We start from the raw sequence: 17,358 nt of genomic DNA, 5'->3' as shown, positions 1-17,358 counted from the left end.
AAAAAACACCTCAATTGAGGTGTTTTTTTATTTGGATATTCAAACATCTATTAGTGAATTTGTAAGATGCTGGAAATCTGTTCTGCTAAAGAAAGACCAATTCTATCCTGTGCTTCCAGAGTCGATGCTCCTGTATGTGGTGTCAGTGATATTTTAGAATGGTTGAGGATTTCTTTTGAAGGAGTAGGTTCATTAATGAAAACATCTAACCCTGCAAACCTCACTTTTCCTGCATCAAGTGCTTCAATTAAAGCAACCTCATCAATTACTCCTCCTCTGGAACAGTTAACAATAGCAACTCCATCTTTCATGATTTCAAACTCATTCTTTCCAATCATATACCCATCTTTCTGTGCAGGTACATGGAGTGTAATAAAATCTGAATGCTTTAAAACCTCCTGTAAAGGTTCAGTTTCTATATCTACATTGATGAACTGATTATTGTAAAACTTAACTTTAATACTAGCTTTTCCTACATTATTATCAGCAGCAACTACCCTCATTCCTAACCCCAATGCAATTCTAGCTACCTCCTGTCCAATTCTTCCCATGCCTACAATTCCGATGGTTTTTCCTCTCAATTCAATTCCTTTGGCATATGCTTTCTTAAGTCCTGCAAACTCAGTATCCCCTACTAAAGGCATCTTTCTGTTGGAATCCTGTAAAAACCTAGCTCCTGAAAACAAATGGGCAAATACCAATTCAGCCACTGATTCCGAAGAAGCGGAAGGCGTATTGATCACGTGAATTCCTTTTTCTCTTGCATAATCTACATCAATGTTATCCATACCAACTCCCCCTCTCCCAATAATTTCAATCGATGGACAATTGTCGATAATATCTTTTCTTACATGTGTCGCGCTACGAACCAGTAAAGTACGGATCTTATGTTCATTAATATAATCCACCAAAAATTCCTGTGGTACTTTTGCCGTGATTACTTCAAACCCCTTTTCAGTCAGTGCATCAATTCCAGATTGATCCAGACCGTCATTTGCTAAAACTTTCATAAATACAGTATATATTTAAATTAAAAAGATTTAAAAATTAAAAAATTTAGTGTGGTACCTTATTATTTAATTTTTAAATCTCTGAATTATATTTTAATCTTCCTTGAAAACTTCGATAGTTACTTGTTTTTCGACCAGATCAGTAAATTTCCCTTTGTATCTTGTGGCTCTTACCAGGTGATTATCAATCCAGTGATAATTTCCTCCTCTTGGTTTTCCGCATAAAACACTGTGGTATTTAAATCCATGTTTGTCCAGCCAGTCAATGGTAATTTGTTTTAAATTTTCAGTTCGTGAAGTAAAAAAACAAATCTGATGTCCTTCATCGTACCACTTGTTTACTGTTGCCAAAGCATCCGGATAAGGTTCACAGGTCACCATTCTTTCAGGTTCTTCGTTAGGAACATCATCTGTAATTGTCCCGTCAATATCTATTAAGTAGTTTTTTACCCCGTCCTTAAGTATAGGACTTACGTGTTCGATATAATCTAACTCCATCATAAAAATTTGAATGACAAAGTTACGATTTTTACAATAAAAGGAGCTGTTAAACTTCGTTTATATTAAAATTTTACTATTAAAAACTATAATATATGAATAAATTAAACATTTAATTAATCAATTTTGCAATTATGATTGAAAATTTTCCGTTTTGCTTCAGGTTAATTATTAAACTTTCCCTGAAAGGTCTTTCCAAATCCAATAAATATCCAAGGATATGCATTATTCATAATTTCGTCTTCTACAATTATTCTTCAGAATTTTTCACCTAAGCTTATTCTCAATCTGTTCAAGGCATTCATTAGAGAAATACTGGCAGTAAGCTCTACAATCTCTCTTTCTGAAAACTCTGACTGTAACTTTATGAATAGCTCATCTCTGTTATCTGTCAAACAGGTCACTGCATCCGCCCATTTCAGGACTAAAAGCTGTCTGTTATTAAATGATTCAGAATGTTTGTATCCTGGAATTTTATCAATTAAAGACTGCTCTATGCCCATATCCCTTAACTCCTGTGAGTGAAAACTGCAACAATAAGCACACCCATTCAATTGAGATATCCTTAATTCAACCAATGCAATAAGCGAATTGTCTATTCCGGAGTTTCTGATGCTCGAGTGAGCTTGATACAAATGTCCAAGTGTTTTTTTTGCTATACTTTTATAATCCATCTTTTTTTTACAAAGCTATGCAGGCCTGTATCATTAAAAAGAGTACAAAAAATTGAATATTGAGTACAAATAAAAGATTTACTTTTGCATTAACCTGTCGATGTAGTAATGGATCATATACATGAGCTTATTGAAATAGAAATAGTGGAACTATCGGAATGGAAAGACCGTTTCCGGAAAAACAGTTTTTTTGAACTGGTATTTATCCTTTCCGGGAAAGGAATCCAGAGTATGGAATATAAGATTCAGAATTATCAGCCTGATGATTTCTTCCTGCTCCCTTATTCAAAGTGTCATGCTTATGAAATCATCGAACCCACCAGATTCTTATTCATCCGATTTACAGAACATTATTTTAAGAACCTTAAAAACACTTCTATTAATTATTCAGAATGGTACAGTAAGCTTAATTATATTATAGGATTTTATGACTTTACCACCGGGCTTCCTTTTGCTGAAAGCAGGGACAAGGAACAGGTAAAAAGATTATTCGATATTATTGTCCATGAAAAAGATCAGAATGCAGAATATTCTGAAACACTGATCGCCAACTCACTTTCATCTATCCTAACCATTATAAGCTCAAAGCTAATCAGCAGCAAAGAAAAGAACGAAAGCAAATTTTCGGGGATTATTCAGCATATCAACCAGAATATTATTAATGAAGATCTGCTGTCCATTGTTTATCTCTCAGAAAAGTTCAATGTTTCCCAAAAGTATTTCAGTGAATATTTTAAAAGAAATGCCAATGAATCGTTAAAAGAATATATTCACAAGACAAAGCTTCAAATAGCAATAAACAGAATAAGATATACCAATACTCCACTACAAGAGATTGCATGGAGTCTGGGATTTACGGATGGAAGTCATTTGAATAAGACGCTTAAGAAATATTTTGGTTTTTCATCATCTGCATTGAGAAAAGAAAAAAGGAGCATTGAACTATAGAAGTCATAACTTTTAAGGTTTCAGTCGAATAATTTGCATCCATATGATGTTTTCCCAAAAATTTCCAAAATACATTTATAAGACTTACATTTGTAGGAATGGAAGAATTGGTAGTCTTAGTAAATCCCGAAGACAATGTTTTAGGTTTAATGGAAAAACAGCAGGCACATATTAACGGCTTGCTACACCGTGCTTTTTCAGTATTTCTATTTAATGATAAAGGCGAAATGCTTTTGCAAAAGAGGGCTTCAGAAAAATACCATTCACCTAATCAATGGACCAATGCAGTATGCTCCCACCCACGAAATGGTGAAAGCTATCTCGAAGGTGCAAAACGCAGAGTAAAAGAAGAGTTAGGAATAGAGGCTGAACTTTCAGAAAAGTTCAATTTTATTTATAAAGCTGATGTTGGCGGTGGACTTTGGGAACATGAATTAGATCATGTATTCGTAGGAAATTATGATGCTGATTTTGCTTTAAATAAAGAAGAAGTTGAGGAAGTGAAATATATTTCCATGGCTGATCTGGATAAAGAGATCTCCAATAATCCGGAAAACTTTACCGAGTGGTTCAAAATCATTCTGGAAGAATATAAACACCATTTTTAGATGAAAAAAAATCTGATCGTAGTACTAACCCTGATGCTTGGTTATTTCACATTTGCTCAAAAAGCAACTGTTTATGATAGTCCTACTTATTCAATCAATGTTCCTGAAGGATGGAAATCTACGAATGACAATGATATTGTCAATATTTTTCCTACCAATGAAATCGGAGCGATCACCATTTCAGAGTACCATGATCTGAATTTACCCAAGGAGGAAACAAAAAAATTCATCCTTGCCCTCTATAAGTCTAACGATGAAGAAAAAAAGATAAAATCTAGTAAGGGCAAAAAAGGATATACCGAATACTTTTATGAATATCTGGATGAACATGAAAAGCTTTTCTGGGTTACAAGAGTTTTCCAAAAAGACCAAAACCTGTTCATTGTTTCCATCAATTGTGGCCAGAAATACTGGAATGGTAATTATATGAATCTTTTTAACGAAACCTTCAATAGTTTTAAAATAAAGTAATAGAAATAAATATGAAGAAAACAGCCTTGTACGACAAACACGTTTCTTTAGGAGCGAAAATAGTACCTTTCGCAGGATTCGAAATGCCTGTACAATATTCCGGAGTTACGGAAGAACATTTTGCAGTAAGAGAAAACGCAGGAATATTCGATGTTTCTCACATGGGACAATTTTTCATTGAGGGTCCCGGTTCTAAGGAGCTTTTGCAATTCGTTACTACGAATAACATAGATGCTTTAGAAAAAGGAAAAGCTCAATATTCTTGTCTTCCTAATGAGGACGGTGGTATTGTGGACGACCTTATCGTTTATCAGATGGATGATGAGAAATATTTTGTTGTAGTTAATGCTTCAAATATTGAAAAGGATTGGAATCATATCTCAAAATATAACACTTTCGGTGCTAAAATGATCAATGCTTCAGATGAGATGTCTCTTCTGGCTATTCAAGGTCCTAATGCTACAGCAATTCTTCAAAAACTAACTGATGTCAATTTATCTGAGATCCCTTACTACAATTTTACAGTAGGATCTGTGGCAGGAATTAATGATGTTATTATTTCGAATACAGGCTACACAGGAAGCGGAGGTTTTGAAATTTATTTTAATAATGAAAATGCAGTAACGCTTTGGGATGCAGTTATTAAAGCCGGAGAAACTGAAGGGATTATTCCTTGCGGTTTAGCAGCAAGAGATACTTTAAGACTTGAAAAAGGATTTTGCCTGTATGGAAACGATATCGATGACACAACTTCACCCATTGAAGCAGGTTTAGGATGGATTACAAAATTTGATAAAGATTTTGTTTCTAAAGATACGTTTGCCAAGCAAAAAGAAGAAGGAGTTACCAGAAAGTTAGTTGCTTTCGAACTTCAGGATAAGGGAGTACCAAGACACGATTACCCTGTTGTAGATGCTGAAGGAAATGTGATTGGAAAAGTAACTTCAGGAACTCAGTCTCCAATGAAAAAGATTGGTTTAGGGCTAGCATATGTTGCTAAACCTCATTTTAAATTAGGATCAGATATCTTTATTCAGGTTAGAAATAAAAATATTCCTGCGAAAGTAGTAAAAGCTCCTTTTGTATAAATAAAAAAGCATTTTAAATATAGAAGCCGTAGAATAATCGTTCTACGGCTTTTTTTTAAGAAATTACAAGTTTATATGATACGTTTCGTTTCTGTGTTTACCCACACCCCATTTAAAAGGCCATTTTATAGCAGAAAAATATACCCAGCCAATAAAAATTACCTGCAGTGGAATTCTGTAGAATAAATAGGCAGCACCCTTTCCATCATAGCCGGCACTTTGCATATTAACGTGTTTTATAGCAGCGTAAATATTAGCAGGTACGATCAAAATAAAAAATAAGATGATACCCCAGCCTACCCATTTCTGATATTTTGGTATCAATAGTAAAATTCCGGCTACAATTTCCAGTATTCCGGTAGCAAAAATTAAGGTTTGTTTAAATGGGATCCATTCAGGAAGCATTAAGGCCATTCCTTCCGCATAGACGAAATGGGCAATTCCTGTTGTAATAAGCATAACCATCATTGCAATACGTCCGGATAAACTGAAATCATATTTTTTTGTAGTTATTTTCAAGATGATCAAAGAGATCACAAATACGATAGGTAAAATAGATTCTGGCATTTTTATTTACAAAATTGCACTATCCATTTTTTCAAAACAATGAACCTATGTTAAGAAATTTTACGACGAATTCTACTCAATGCCTGTGGGGTAATTCCGATATAGGAAGCAATGTATTTGAGAGGAATTTGCTTCAGAATATGACGTTGTTCTGAAAATAAATTCAAATATCGCTCTTCAGCGGTTTGCGTAAGTAGTGAGATCTCCCTTTTAAAATTTTCAAGGTACAGTCTCTCACTTGCTAATCTTCCTATCTTATTTCCTATCTCTGTCTCGGCATAAATAAGATTGAGATCCTCATAAGCTATTCTCCACAAAACGGTCTCCTCCAGTGCCTGTATACTGTATGAACAGGGCTTTTGTGTAAGGAAGGAATCATATGCACTTACAAATTCACCCGCAAACGAAAACGAAAAAGTAAAATCTTCAATCTCTTTGGGAATAAAAAAACGAACTGTCCCTTTTTCAATAAAAGAAAGATAGTGCTCTGTTTCATTGGCATTGATTAAAAATTGCTTTTTAGAAAATTTTTCAGTTTTCAATTTTGATGCAAACAGTTCCCAGTCTTTATCAGACATAGAAACAGATTGTTCAAAATAGTTTCGTATTGCTTCCATTATTAAAATAAAGATAATTAAATATATTCCAGACCCAGATAATAAATTTTAGCGATACACCAGAATATCCTTAATTATTTTGCTTCCATATAGCTTCCTTTCTGCATTTGTAAAATAATATTTATTTCTTTTGCTATAAATATCAAGTGTCTTATAAGAAAATCCTGTTTGCCATGTAATCAGCATTTTGGTCTCATTTAAGATCGGATAATTGATGTCATAAAAACGGAACAAGGACTTTTCAACAGTCGTACTATCGTTCATAGCCGGTGTATTCCAAACTGTTTTCGGCTGTATTTTCAGCATTTTACTCAGCAGACACGAAAAAGGTTTTCCAATATACTGCCGTTTTTTGATTTCAAAATTACTTTTGAGATACTCTAAAGTATCTAATGTTTTAGAGGTATCAGCTATTTTTAATGCTGTATTTCCTTGTGCATGAGAAAGACTGCACACAAAACAGGACAACAACAAAATAAATTTCATCTGGTTAAATAATTAAATGCAAATATTGCTAAAATATTTCTTTTCGATGGATACTACTGAAAAGAAAAAAGACTGTACATGATACAGTCTTTTTTAATCTATAGGCAAATACAACATAGTCTCCTGTCCGGAGTACAAACGTCACCAACTCCCGGAGTGTTCGAAACAACTCCACCTCCGCCACCACATAAAACATTGCAGTTGACAATTGGTCTGATTCCTCCGTCAATCTTTTTTAGGTCTGCTCTGCCTAAACTTTTAATTTTTTGAACATTTTTAAACATAGTAATAGTTTTTTGGTACTAACAAATATAAAAATTCTGATACACAAATTCTTACTTACCCAAAAACATCTTTAATTAAATGTTTAAATAAAAATACAGTCAAAAAAAATAAAGTATTAATTATGAAGAACTTCCATCCACCTTTTCATCTGTACTCTATGAGTGGGTGTTTCTTCAACACCACTCACCAAAATGTTGAGTACTTTATCCCATAAATTCTTTCTTCTGGATTGGGACTCTTTTAATTTATGATATGCTTCCACATATTCTTTCTCATATAGACAAGCCTCTTCATCAGAGTAGTTCCATGGAATATGTTTAAGAATATCCAACGTTAAACCATCAATTTCTTCAGGCTGCAGATTTTCCATTAATGCCAATTTCAACCTGTATGTTTCTGATATAGAAATAATTTTGTTTATGTTTGATGAAACGGCCTTCCAAATATCTTTCCAATTTTTAAGATTCTCTGACACAAAAATGACATCTCCGATCCTCTTTAATTCTTTCAAATTATTGAACACAACATCTTTATAATGGTTGTGAGCCTGCCAGGTTTCCGTCAAAAACGAAGAGTCTTTATTTTTGAATTTATCTTCAATACTTTTAAAAATACACAAGAGTACAATTGTATTTTCGACCAGTTTCGCTTTATCATTAAGCCATAGATTAATGATAATACTATCATTGGAGGCAAGAATGAGTTTGCCACCTTCTGCAATTTGTTGCATAATCACATCATTGCTCTCTACAATTTCTTTATTGGTGAGCATGACATCCATACTAAGCTTTCTTAAGCTCTGTACCGTTTTTATTACGGGATTAAAATTTTTTTCCATCATAATTTCTTTACTATTTCTGTGTTTTATAAAATTAAAGATGAAAAAATATCCCCATATCAATTGATATATGTGGGAAAAAGAATCAGGGTATTTTTTTCATCATCGCTAAAATACAAAAAAGGCAGAAATCAAAATTCAAATTAAAATCCTATAAAAAAGTAAATATCCGGTATAGTTTACCAGATATTTAACCGTGTTTGCCGATTGTTTTGTCTGAAATACATCAGAATCCTAAAATAAATTCGCTACGGACTGACCGTTTTCAATTTTATATTTTTTTTAAACTTAGAAAGGAATTAATTAACACCAAAGAACTCTTTTAAATTCTCAACATTATTTTTGTCATTTCCTATAAAAATTTCTTTGTCTGTTAAAAAAACAGGGCGCTTCAAAAATGTATAATGATCTAATAATAAGTTTTTGAAATCCTTTTCCTGTAATGCCTTTACATCTAACCCCCGTAGCTTGATCTGCGTTGATTTTTTGCTGAACAATGCTTCGTAAGATTTTGTCTTTTTGTACATTTCAGCCAACTCTTCTTCTGTAACCGGTTCTTTTTTAATCTCACGAAGTTCCCAACCGGTAAGGTCAAACTGTGCTAATATTTTTCTACAGGTATCACAGGTATTGAGATGGAATACTTTTTTCATCTTTCATTATCATTTTTAAGTTATTCTAAAAGCTTCTTATAAGCTTTCATCCTCCAAAATTATGATTTAATCTATGATTTTGAAAATTATTAAATATCTTTATTCAAATTTTATACAATGCAGAATAAGCCAATTACGTTTCAGTTTATCTCGGAACCATCGGATGTTAATTATGGAGGAAATGTTCACGGAGGAAGCGTGATGAAATGGATAGACCAAGCGGGTTATGCTTGTGCAACCACCTGGAGTGGAAATTATTCAGTAACTGTTTATGTGGGAGGAATTAGATTTTATGAACCCATTAAAATCGGAGAGATTGTAAAAGTAGAAGCACAGGTCATCTATACAGGTTCTTCCAGCATGCATATTTCAATCAATGTATTTTCCAGAAACCTCAAACAGCCTACTTTTGATAAGAAAACGCACTGTATCATTGTTTTTGTAGCTGTAGATGAAAATGGGAAAAAACTTCCTGTCCCAAAATGGATCCCCGAAACTGACGAAGAAAAACAACAGGAACAGTATGCAAAAAGACTGATGGAGCTAAGAACCCAAATAGAAGATGAGATGAAACCTTTTTTGTAAACTTAAATTCGAGTTTCGTAAACCAAGCATAGTGAGATAGAATCCCTTTTTAAATAAAAACTTTCTTCTACCATGAAAAGTATTTTTACATTAACTACTCTATTGATCATCTGTTTATTTCAGTCGCAGACGCATCGTTTTATATATGAACTTCAATATAAAATGGATTCCACTGAAACTGGATATCAGAAGCAGAATATGATTCTGGATATTGGCCCAAAAGAAGTCAAATTTTATGGACAAGATCTGGCAATTACGGATTCTTTAAATAAGAAATTCGGACAAAATTCCAGTTATACCGATATGTCCGGACAGGTGGTTAAAAGGAAGGTCAATTCTTTTGATAATGAAAATTTCATTAATATAAAAGCCGGATACTATTCATTTAAAACTACGGACAAGATCAACTGGACTATTTCTAATGAAGTAAAAAAAGTTGAGAATTATACTTTGCAAAAAGCGACCACGAGATTTGGCGGAAGAAACTGGACGGCCTGGTTCTCTAAAGATATTCCCCTTAATGAAGGGCCATTCAAGTTTCGTGGATTGCCGGGCTTAGTTTTTGACCTGTCAGATTCTGGTCATAATTTCATTTATCATCTGGTAAAAAGTCAAAAACTAAAGGAGACCTATCCTACACAAGACTTTCTGGAGGCCAACTTTGGGAATAAGGCTGTACCTATTAATGAAAAACAAAAACAAAAACTGATGATGGAGTTTTATAATGATCCTTTTGCCTTTGAGAGAAATACCATAAGCAAAACGGCGACAAATCTTAATATCAATATCAACGGAAAAGAAATCCGTACCGTGGATGAGCTCAATACGCAGACAAAAAGTATGCAGGAGGTAATAAAAAAATATAATAATCCTGTTGAGATCGATAAAGCAATGCATTACAATTAACAAATAATATCTATCTTTGTAACTGAAAAGGAAATGGTGTTCTTCCTTACCCAACCGCTTTACATAAGCTGATGACGCCTGATTAATAGATTATCAACTGTAATTAATCAGGATTATTATGTCAAAAAATTCACGAACGATAAGTAAAAAAATAGTATTTCAATTAAGATTTTTCTTTAGAAAATTCCCGGCAATTCCTTATATTTTAAAATGGCTTTGCATCAGCATCATTATTGGAGCTTTAGTTGGAAGTGCTTCTGCTGGCTTTTTACAGTCTTTAGAATGGGCTACGAATTTCAGAGAAAATCAAATCTGGCTGATTGCTTTTCTTCCCGTAGCCGGATTTTTAATCGGATTAATATATCATTATTTTGGAAAAGATGTTGAAGCCGGTAATAATTTACTAATTGACAATATCCACGATCCAAAGGAGACCATTCCATTTAAAATGGCCCCGTTTGTCTATCTTGGAACAATAGTTACTCACTTTTTCGGAGGTTCTGCAGGCCGTGAAGGAACAGCCATACAGATGGCTGGAGCTATTTCGGATCAGTTGAGTAAACCATTCAGACTGGATAAAAATGAAAGAAAAATCTTACTCATTTCTGCTATTGCTGCAGGATTTGGCTCTGTTTTCGGAACACCTTTAGCGGGTGCATTATTTGGTCTGGAAGTTTTTTTAATTGGAAGAATACGTTATAATGCCATATTTCCTGCATTTGCATCTGCCATTCTTGCTGACTGGGCAACTAATTTATGGAATGTTAAACATACTCACTATCATATTGATCTTATTCCTAAACTTGAACTCCCATCTATCTTATACAGTATCTTAGCAGGAATTGCTTTTGGAATATGTGCCGCTGCATTCAGCAAAATGATACATTGGGCTGGAGGTATTTTCAAATCAAAAGTTACATTTCCACCATTCCGCCCTATCATTGGAGGTAGTATTGTTGCTATTGCCGTATTTGCATTAGGAACTACAAAATATATCGGATTAGGTATTCCTGTCATTCTGGAATCATTTGAAACCCAACTTCCACTTTACGATTTTGCTTTAAAAATGATTTTTACCATCATTACCTTATCTGCTGGATTTAAAGGAGGTGAGGTCACTCCGTTATTCTTTATCGGAGCAACATTAGGAAGTGCATTATCCCTATTCATTCCTCTTCCTTTTGGTCTTTTAGCAGGAATGGGATTCGTGGCTGTATTTGCCGGAGCCACAAATACTCCCTTAGCCTGCATGCTTATGGGTATTGAACTGTTTGGTGCTGAATCCGGAATATATATAGCTATAGCCTGTATTGTTTCGTATTTACTCTCAGGACGTAACAGCATTTACACTAACCAGAGAATTGGAGACTCAAAACATCGCAGATATGAAAGTGATCAGGATAAAAGTTTTTCAGATCTCTGAGATTAAGATCAATTCTTGTTTTCATTTTAAGTAAGTTTGTATATCTAAATTTGTTTTACAGAATGTTTGATTACAGGCTCAAGGTTTTTTATACGGTTGCTTCAAGACTCAGCTTTACAAGGGCATCTGAGGAATTGAATATCTCACAACCAGCGGTAACCAAACACATTAAAGAAATAGAAAATCAGCTTACTACTAAACTATTTGACAGAAAAGGCACTTCTATTCAATTAACTGCGAGCGGTGTCATACTTTATGAGTACGCTGAAAAAATACGCAATATTTACAGGGACCTGGAGTTTGAAATTCACCAACTAAACTCAGAACATAAAGGAAAATTGATTATTGGAGCTAGTACAACGATAGCTCAATATATTCTTCCCGAGATTCTGGCAAAATTTCATTCGTATTATCATGATATTAAAATTGAGCTGTTAACTTACAACACAGAAACAATCTCAACACTGCTGAAAGAAGGCAAAATCGATTTGGGGCTGATAGAGGGGGAATCTCAATCCTCCTATTTTGATTATAAAATCTTTAAAGCAGATGAAATTGTATTGGTAGCAAAAGCCAGTCACCCACTAGTAAACAGAACTTTAAATCTGAAGGATTTATATACCATCGATCTCATTTTCCGTGAGCAAGGCTCAGGAACGCAAGAGTTTATTCAAAACCGGATTAAAGAAAAAGGGATTGATATTGAAAACCTGAATGTAATCATGCAGCTCGGAAGCAGTGAAAGCATTAAAAACTACTTACTACATTCTGATTGCATGGCTTTCCTGTCCGTAAGCACTGTTTTAAATGAATTGAAAAATAATACCTTAAGCATCATCGACATTAAGAATTTCAGTGTTGAAAGAAACTTTCACTATATTCTTCCTAAAGGCGGGCAATCTGAGTTGATCAAACTTTTTCTGAGATTTAGTAACAGTTAAAAATTGAAAATTGAAAGTTGAGAGTTGAAAATGGATTCTAGGTACGAGGTTCGAGATCCGGGGTGTAGGGTTTGGGTTATGAGATTCGGGATTCAGGATACGGGATTCAAGTTACAAGGTTCGAAGTCTATATTACGATCTATAATACAATGTTAAAAATTAGAGGATTGTTAGTATTGGCTTGTATGAAAACGATTTTGCCTTTCCGCAATTTTGCAAATCAGCAATTTTGCGATTTCACTTCACTTCCAGTTATAACCAAAAGTTATCCAATATAACAAAATACAATTTACTTTGTAATGATTAATTGTAGAATTTTGAAGCATGAATTCAAGACTTTACAATATGAATGGTTTCATTCAAAACGAAAAAACAAAAAAGTTAATTTTCCTTGCATTAGGTATTATTACTCTTACTCCATGGGTTTCATCCCCGATTGCATTGGCACTGGGTTTTCTATTGGCTATTTCCTTAGGTAATCCTTTTGAAAAGTATCTTCATCGATACATCCATTTGCTTCTTCAGATATCGATCGTCGGACTTGGTTTCGGGCTGAAACTAAATGAAGCCTTAGAAGCTGGTAAAACAGGACTTATTTTAACGGTTATAAGTATTGTTACGGTAATGATCCTGGGATATTTTCTGGGAAGAATATTCAGGCTCGAAAAGCAATTATCTTATCTTGTTTCAGTGGGAACCGCAATTTGCGGTGGAAGTGCCATTGCAGCAACCTCTCCTATCATTAAACCAAGCACGAAACAGATTTCACTGGCACTGGCCATTGTTTTTACTTTAAATTCTATTGCATTGTTTGTATACCCTGCGATTGGTCACGCATTACATCTTTCCCAGGAACAATTCGGATTATGGTGTGCAGTAGGTATTCATGACACAAGCTCGGTAGTAGGAGCGGCAAGTAAGTTTGGGGATGATGCTTTAAAAATAGCTACCACAGTCAAACTAGCCCGTGCCTTATGGATCATTCCGGTTTCGATTATTACCATGTTTATTTTTAAGAATAAGGAATCCAAAATTAAAATCCCTTGGTTCATCGGCTATTTCATCCTTGCTATATTATTGAACACCTATATTCCTTTGTTCGATAATTTTAGCACAATCATTACCACTGTTTCAAAATCAGGACTAAACTTAACCTTATTTTTAATTGGTTCTACCCTGTCCTTGCAAACTTTAAAAACGATAGGTCTGAAACCTTTGGCTATGGCGGTCATTCTATGGATTACGATAAGTGTTGGAAGCTTACTGTATATTATTTACTAAAAGCACAAAAGCCATTTGGATAACCAAAAGGCTTTTGCATATTAAATGTGGAAATGTTTATTTCTTGTTGAAATAGATCTTAGATCGCTGATTGATCACAAGTATATACTTGTGGACAAGCAATGTACTGAATACAGTATTTTGGACCTGTTACAGAACCTGAACAGCTGCATCCGCATAAAGACAGATCTGGATTGCCTATACCACCTACGATGTTTCTAAGCGCTCCTTTGTTTAATTTCTTAGCGTTTTTAAAAATGTTGTTTGACATACAATTTGATTTTGAGATTTAACAATATAGTTTTTAGTGATTTCAAATTTAAACAAATAATTAATATACAAAGCATAGTTTCTTGAAAAAATTCATAATTTATTTATATACTTATAGTTATTAATTAAAATAAATAAAATCAGTATTTCCAAATTATTAAACACCAGATCTTATTCTGTAAATTCAAGGTCTTTATTATGGGTTTCTGAAATCGTAATTGCAGAATAAAATGCCAGTCCAAAAACCACTAATCCTACAATGGCTGCACTGATGATCACCGTAAAATTATGTTTAAGAAGATCAAATGCCAGGATCATTACCGGAACCAAACCTCTTACCATATTTGGAACAGTGGTGGTTGCTGTATTTCTGATATTCGTTCCGAACTGCTCGGCAGCCAGGGTAACAAACATAGCCCAATACCCAGTTCCCAATCCTAACCAGACACAGAAAATATAATATTTGGTCTCTGTATTTGTATTTCCAAAAAGCATGATCACAACTCCTACCAAAGTAAATGCAAGCATATAAAAAATAGCCATTTTTCTGGATTTTAAAAGGTGGGAAATAAATCCACTCATCAAATCACCGATTGATATCCCTACATAGCCCCACATAATCGCTTTTCCGGGATTTACCTCTTTGATTCCCATTTCCGGAGCGAACTGATTAGCCAAAACAGCCAGAATACCTATGCAATACCAGGTGGGAAGCCCAACGGCAATACATTTCATATATCGGATAAAACGGTCTTTATTCGTAAAAAAAGAAAGGAAATTTCCTTTGGAAACAGTGGTCTTATGTTCAATATTTTTATAAATACCTGATTCGGAAACGCTGATTCTTAAAAACAACAACATAATTCCCAGAACCCCTCCAATAATATAAGAAATATTCCAACTACCCGCCAATTCTACCGTGAGCTGGGCTACTACTGCACCCATTAGTCCAAAACCAGCAACTACCGAAGTTCCAATTGCTCTCAGACTTTTTGGAAGACTTTCAGAAACCAGGGTTATTCCGGCTCCTAACTCTCCAGCCAGTCCAATCCCTGCAATAAATCTTAAACCTGCATATTGATACACTAAATGCGCTTTAGGGAAGTATGGAAGGAAGCCACAGGCTATATTCGCTAAGGAATACACAAGAATAGAACCGAATAACACAGAAAGCCTCCCTTTTTTATCTCCAAAAATACCCCAAAAAACACCTCCAATCAATAATCCTATCATCTGGCAGTTCAAAATAAAAGTACCGTCGACATCAGGGTTTAGACCTAAAGCTTTCAAACTGGGAATCCTTACGATACCAAATAAAAGAAGATCATAAATATCTACAAAATAGCCTAGGGCAGAAATAATTACGGGAATTGAAAAAATGTACTTCAGTTTTGAAGACATGGATAGTTCTTGCATTTTTAAATTTTGATAAAAATAAAAAACCTTTCAATTTCTTGAAAGGTTTTTACTGAATATATTTATTAAATTATTATCTCGCAATATTCACAGCTCTCGTTTCTCTGATCACTGTAACTTTTACCTGTCCCGGATATGTTAATTCGTTCTGGATTTTTTCAGAAATATCATAAGATAACTGGGAAGCTGACTCATCATTTACTCTTCCACTTTCTACCATCACCCTTAATTCTCTACCTGCCTGAATAGCATAAGCACTGGATACACCCTCGAAACTTAAAGCTGCTGATTCAAGATCTTTCAGTCTCTGGATATAAGATTCCAATACCTGACGTCTTGCTCCCGGTCTTGCACCTGAGATAGCATCCGCTACCTGAATGATCGGCGATAATAAAGAAGTCATTTCTACTTCGTCGTGGTGAGCACCGATGGCATTGATTACTTCTGGATTTTCACCATATTTCTCCGCCCATTGCATTCCTAATAAAGCATGTGGAAGTTCAGATTCCTGTTCAGGAACTTTACCAATATCATGTAAAAGACCTGCTCTCTTAGCCAGTTTTACATTTAATCCTAACTCAGCAGCCATTGTTGCAGCAATATTAGCTACTTCTCTCGAGTGCTGTAATAGGTTTTGTCCGTAAGAAGAACGGTATTTCATTCTACCTACTATTTTAATCAATTCAGGATGTAATCCATGAATTCCTAAATCTATAATGGTTCTTTTTCCAACTTCAATAATTTCCTCTTCAATCTGCTTTCTTGTTTTCTCAACAACTTCTTCAATTCTTGCAGGGTGAATTCTTCCGTCAGTAACCAATCTGTGAAGGGATAATCTTGCAATTTCTCTTCTCACAGGATCGAAACATGAAAGTAAAATAGCTTCCGGAGTATCATCTACAATAATTTCCACCCCTGTTACCGCTTCTAAAGCACGGATATTTCTACCCTCTCTACCGATAATTCTACCTTTCACTTCATCAGATTCAATATTAAATACTGATACAGAATTTTCGATAGCCTGTTCTGTTCCAATTCTCTGAATGGTCTGAATAACGATCTTTCTCGCCTCTCCTTTAGCATTCAGCTGAGCTTCTTCCATGATGCTTTGAACATGAGCCTGAGCTCTGGTCTTCGCTTCAGCTTTCATAGATTCTACCAATTCAGCTTTTGCCTCTTCAGCAGTGTAATTAGATATCTTTTCAAGGATTTCAACTTTCTTGGAAGTTACAGAGTCCAGTTCCTGTTGTTTTCTTTCTAAGATCTCATTTTTCTTGGCATAATCTGCAATCTGTTTGTCTAAATCTTTCTCAAGTTTCCCTGTTTTACTCAGATCATCATTCAGCTTATGTTCCTTATCTTTTGTTCTCTTCTCAGCTTCCTGCATTTTCTTCTCACGAACCTGAATATCAGCATCATGCTGAGATTTCAATTCAAGGAATTTTTCTTTAGCTTGAAGATTCTTTTCTTTTTTTATGGATTCGGCTTGTACGTTAGCTTTTTCTATAAGGTTTTCAGCATTCTTCTTTGCATCATTTATAATAAATTTCCCCTTAGTATTGAGCGAGCTTTTAGAGAAAAGAATCCCTATAACCGCACCAACTACCAAGCAAATAACGCCGACTATAATGGCTGTTGTCATATATATTGAGTTTTAATTGTCCTTAAAATTTAAATAAAAAAAGCCTACAATAATCCAGTGATATAGAGTAAACTCCTAATCAACACGATTTGAACTGATTTCCATTGTCTGTAATCCGGAGAACCGGCACGCCATTCGATGGACATTTGTT

The 17,358-nt window shown here is 34.5% G+C and carries 21 protein-coding genes and 1 riboswitch; of the genes, 9 read left to right on the top strand and 12 right to left on the bottom strand.

Translation table 11 applies throughout. From position 1 onward, the window contains the following. Nucleotides 1–50: 50 nt before the first annotated feature. From CEY12_RS22110 to CEY12_RS22100, 3 genes are all read right to left on the bottom strand, one after another. Nucleotides 51–1,010 (bottom strand): D-2-hydroxyacid dehydrogenase, encoded by a 960-nt coding sequence (locus CEY12_RS22110; RefSeq protein WP_089029718.1) that lies wholly within the window; start codon nt 1,008–1,010, stop codon nt 51–53. A gap of 93 nt (nt 1,011–1,103) precedes the next feature. Next, nucleotides 1,104–1,511: a phosphoheptose isomerase gene (locus tag CEY12_RS22105; RefSeq protein ID WP_410493873.1), complete on the bottom strand. Its 408-nt coding sequence runs from the start codon at nt 1,509–1,511 to the stop codon at nt 1,104–1,106. Nucleotides 1,512–1,765: 254 nt separating this feature from the next. Beyond that, the gene (locus tag CEY12_RS22100; protein WP_089029717.1) at nt 1,766–2,182 is read right to left on the bottom strand and encodes a carboxymuconolactone decarboxylase family protein; all 417 of its coding nucleotides are present in this window, start codon (nt 2,180–2,182) and stop codon (nt 1,766–1,768) included. 108 nt (nt 2,183–2,290) lie between these two features. On the opposite strand from CEY12_RS22100, the gene CEY12_RS22095 reads away from it, so the two are divergent. From CEY12_RS22095 to gcvT, 4 genes are all read left to right on the top strand, one after another. Beyond that, nucleotides 2,291–3,130 carry an AraC family transcriptional regulator gene (locus CEY12_RS22095; RefSeq protein WP_089029716.1) on the top strand — a complete coding sequence of 280 codons (840 nt, stop codon included), beginning with the start codon at nt 2,291–2,293 and terminating at the stop codon, nt 3,128–3,130. A 98-nt stretch (nt 3,131–3,228) separates the two neighbouring features. Next, nucleotides 3,229–3,738: an isopentenyl-diphosphate Delta-isomerase gene (gene idi / locus CEY12_RS22090; protein WP_089029715.1), complete on the top strand. Its 510-nt coding sequence runs from the start codon at nt 3,229–3,231 to the stop codon at nt 3,736–3,738. After that, complete coding sequence (locus tag CEY12_RS22085; RefSeq protein WP_089029714.1) at nt 3,739–4,209, top strand: hypothetical protein; 471 nt, start codon at nt 3,739–3,741, stop codon at nt 4,207–4,209. An 11-nt stretch (nt 4,210–4,220) separates the two neighbouring features. Then, entirely contained in the window at nt 4,221–5,297 is a 1,077-nt protein-coding gene (gene gcvT / locus CEY12_RS22080; RefSeq protein ID WP_089029713.1) for a glycine cleavage system aminomethyltransferase GcvT, read from the top strand. Between the two features lie 63 nt (nt 5,298–5,360). Here gcvT and CEY12_RS22075 read toward each other — a convergent pair whose 3' ends face one another. The 6 genes from CEY12_RS22075 to CEY12_RS22050 form a co-directional block, all read right to left on the bottom strand. Further along, nucleotides 5,361–5,864, bottom strand: a complete 504-nt coding sequence (locus CEY12_RS22075; protein WP_089029712.1) for a DoxX family membrane protein — start codon at nt 5,862–5,864, stop codon at nt 5,361–5,363. 50 nt (nt 5,865–5,914) lie between these two features. After that, nucleotides 5,915–6,481, bottom strand: coding sequence for a Crp/Fnr family transcriptional regulator (locus CEY12_RS22070; protein WP_089029711.1), 567 nt, complete (start codon nt 6,479–6,481; stop codon nt 5,915–5,917). Nucleotides 6,482–6,529: 48 nt separating this feature from the next. After that, a complete protein-coding gene (locus tag CEY12_RS22065; RefSeq protein ID WP_089029710.1) occupies nt 6,530–6,967 on the bottom strand; it encodes a hypothetical protein in 438 nt (145 codons plus the stop codon). A 98-nt stretch (nt 6,968–7,065) separates the two neighbouring features. Next, on the bottom strand, nt 7,066–7,251 hold the full coding sequence (locus CEY12_RS22060) for a hypothetical protein (RefSeq protein ID WP_089029709.1): 186 nt from the start codon (nt 7,249–7,251) through the stop codon (nt 7,066–7,068). A gap of 116 nt (nt 7,252–7,367) precedes the next feature. Beyond that, entirely contained in the window at nt 7,368–8,093 is a 726-nt protein-coding gene (locus tag CEY12_RS22055; protein ID WP_089029708.1) for a hypothetical protein, read from the bottom strand. 296 nt (nt 8,094–8,389) lie between these two features. Beyond that, entirely contained in the window at nt 8,390–8,743 is a 354-nt protein-coding gene (locus CEY12_RS22050; RefSeq protein ID WP_089029707.1) for an arsenate reductase family protein, read from the bottom strand. 117 nt (nt 8,744–8,860) lie between these two features. On the opposite strand from CEY12_RS22050, the gene CEY12_RS22045 reads away from it, so the two are divergent. From CEY12_RS22045 to CEY12_RS22025, 5 genes are all read left to right on the top strand, one after another. After that, nucleotides 8,861–9,328 carry an acyl-CoA thioesterase gene (locus CEY12_RS22045; protein ID WP_089029706.1) on the top strand — a complete coding sequence of 156 codons (468 nt, stop codon included), beginning with the start codon at nt 8,861–8,863 and terminating at the stop codon, nt 9,326–9,328. Between the two features lie 72 nt (nt 9,329–9,400). Then, nucleotides 9,401–10,234 carry a GLPGLI family protein gene (locus CEY12_RS22040; protein ID WP_089029705.1) on the top strand — a complete coding sequence of 278 codons (834 nt, stop codon included), beginning with the start codon at nt 9,401–9,403 and terminating at the stop codon, nt 10,232–10,234. A gap of 20 nt (nt 10,235–10,254) precedes the next feature. Next, a riboswitch (Fluoride riboswitch) is annotated at nt 10,255–10,322 on the top strand. 30 nt (nt 10,323–10,352) lie between these two features. Further along, the gene (locus CEY12_RS22035; protein WP_172821058.1) at nt 10,353–11,657 is read left to right on the top strand and encodes a voltage-gated chloride channel family protein; all 1,305 of its coding nucleotides are present in this window, start codon (nt 10,353–10,355) and stop codon (nt 11,655–11,657) included. Nucleotides 11,658–11,719: 62 nt separating this feature from the next. Beyond that, the gene (locus CEY12_RS22030) at nt 11,720–12,598 is read left to right on the top strand and encodes a LysR family transcriptional regulator (RefSeq protein ID WP_089029704.1); all 879 of its coding nucleotides are present in this window, start codon (nt 11,720–11,722) and stop codon (nt 12,596–12,598) included. Between the two features lie 324 nt (nt 12,599–12,922). Beyond that, on the top strand, nt 12,923–13,879 hold the full coding sequence (locus CEY12_RS22025; RefSeq protein ID WP_089029703.1) for a YeiH family protein: 957 nt from the start codon (nt 12,923–12,925) through the stop codon (nt 13,877–13,879). A 79-nt stretch (nt 13,880–13,958) separates the two neighbouring features. Here the strand turns inward: CEY12_RS22025 and CEY12_RS22020 are convergent, their stop codons facing one another. From CEY12_RS22020 to rny, 3 genes are all read right to left on the bottom strand, one after another. Next, a complete protein-coding gene (locus CEY12_RS22020; RefSeq protein WP_089029702.1) occupies nt 13,959–14,150 on the bottom strand; it encodes a hypothetical protein in 192 nt (63 codons plus the stop codon). Between the two features lie 170 nt (nt 14,151–14,320). Further along, a complete protein-coding gene (locus CEY12_RS22015) occupies nt 14,321–15,565 on the bottom strand; it encodes an MFS transporter (RefSeq protein ID WP_089029701.1) in 1,245 nt (414 codons plus the stop codon). Between the two features lie 73 nt (nt 15,566–15,638). Beyond that, a complete protein-coding gene (rny, locus tag CEY12_RS22010; protein ID WP_089029700.1) occupies nt 15,639–17,207 on the bottom strand; it encodes a ribonuclease Y in 1,569 nt (522 codons plus the stop codon). Between the last annotated feature and the right edge of the window lie 151 nt (nt 17,208–17,358).

The organism is Chryseobacterium sp. T16E-39 (genome assembly GCF_002216065.1).
GTDB lineage: Bacteria > Bacteroidota > Bacteroidia > Flavobacteriales > Weeksellaceae > Chryseobacterium.
The sequence above is the reverse complement of the archived record's forward strand: the minus strand, read 5'-3'. Positions and strand labels throughout refer to the sequence as shown.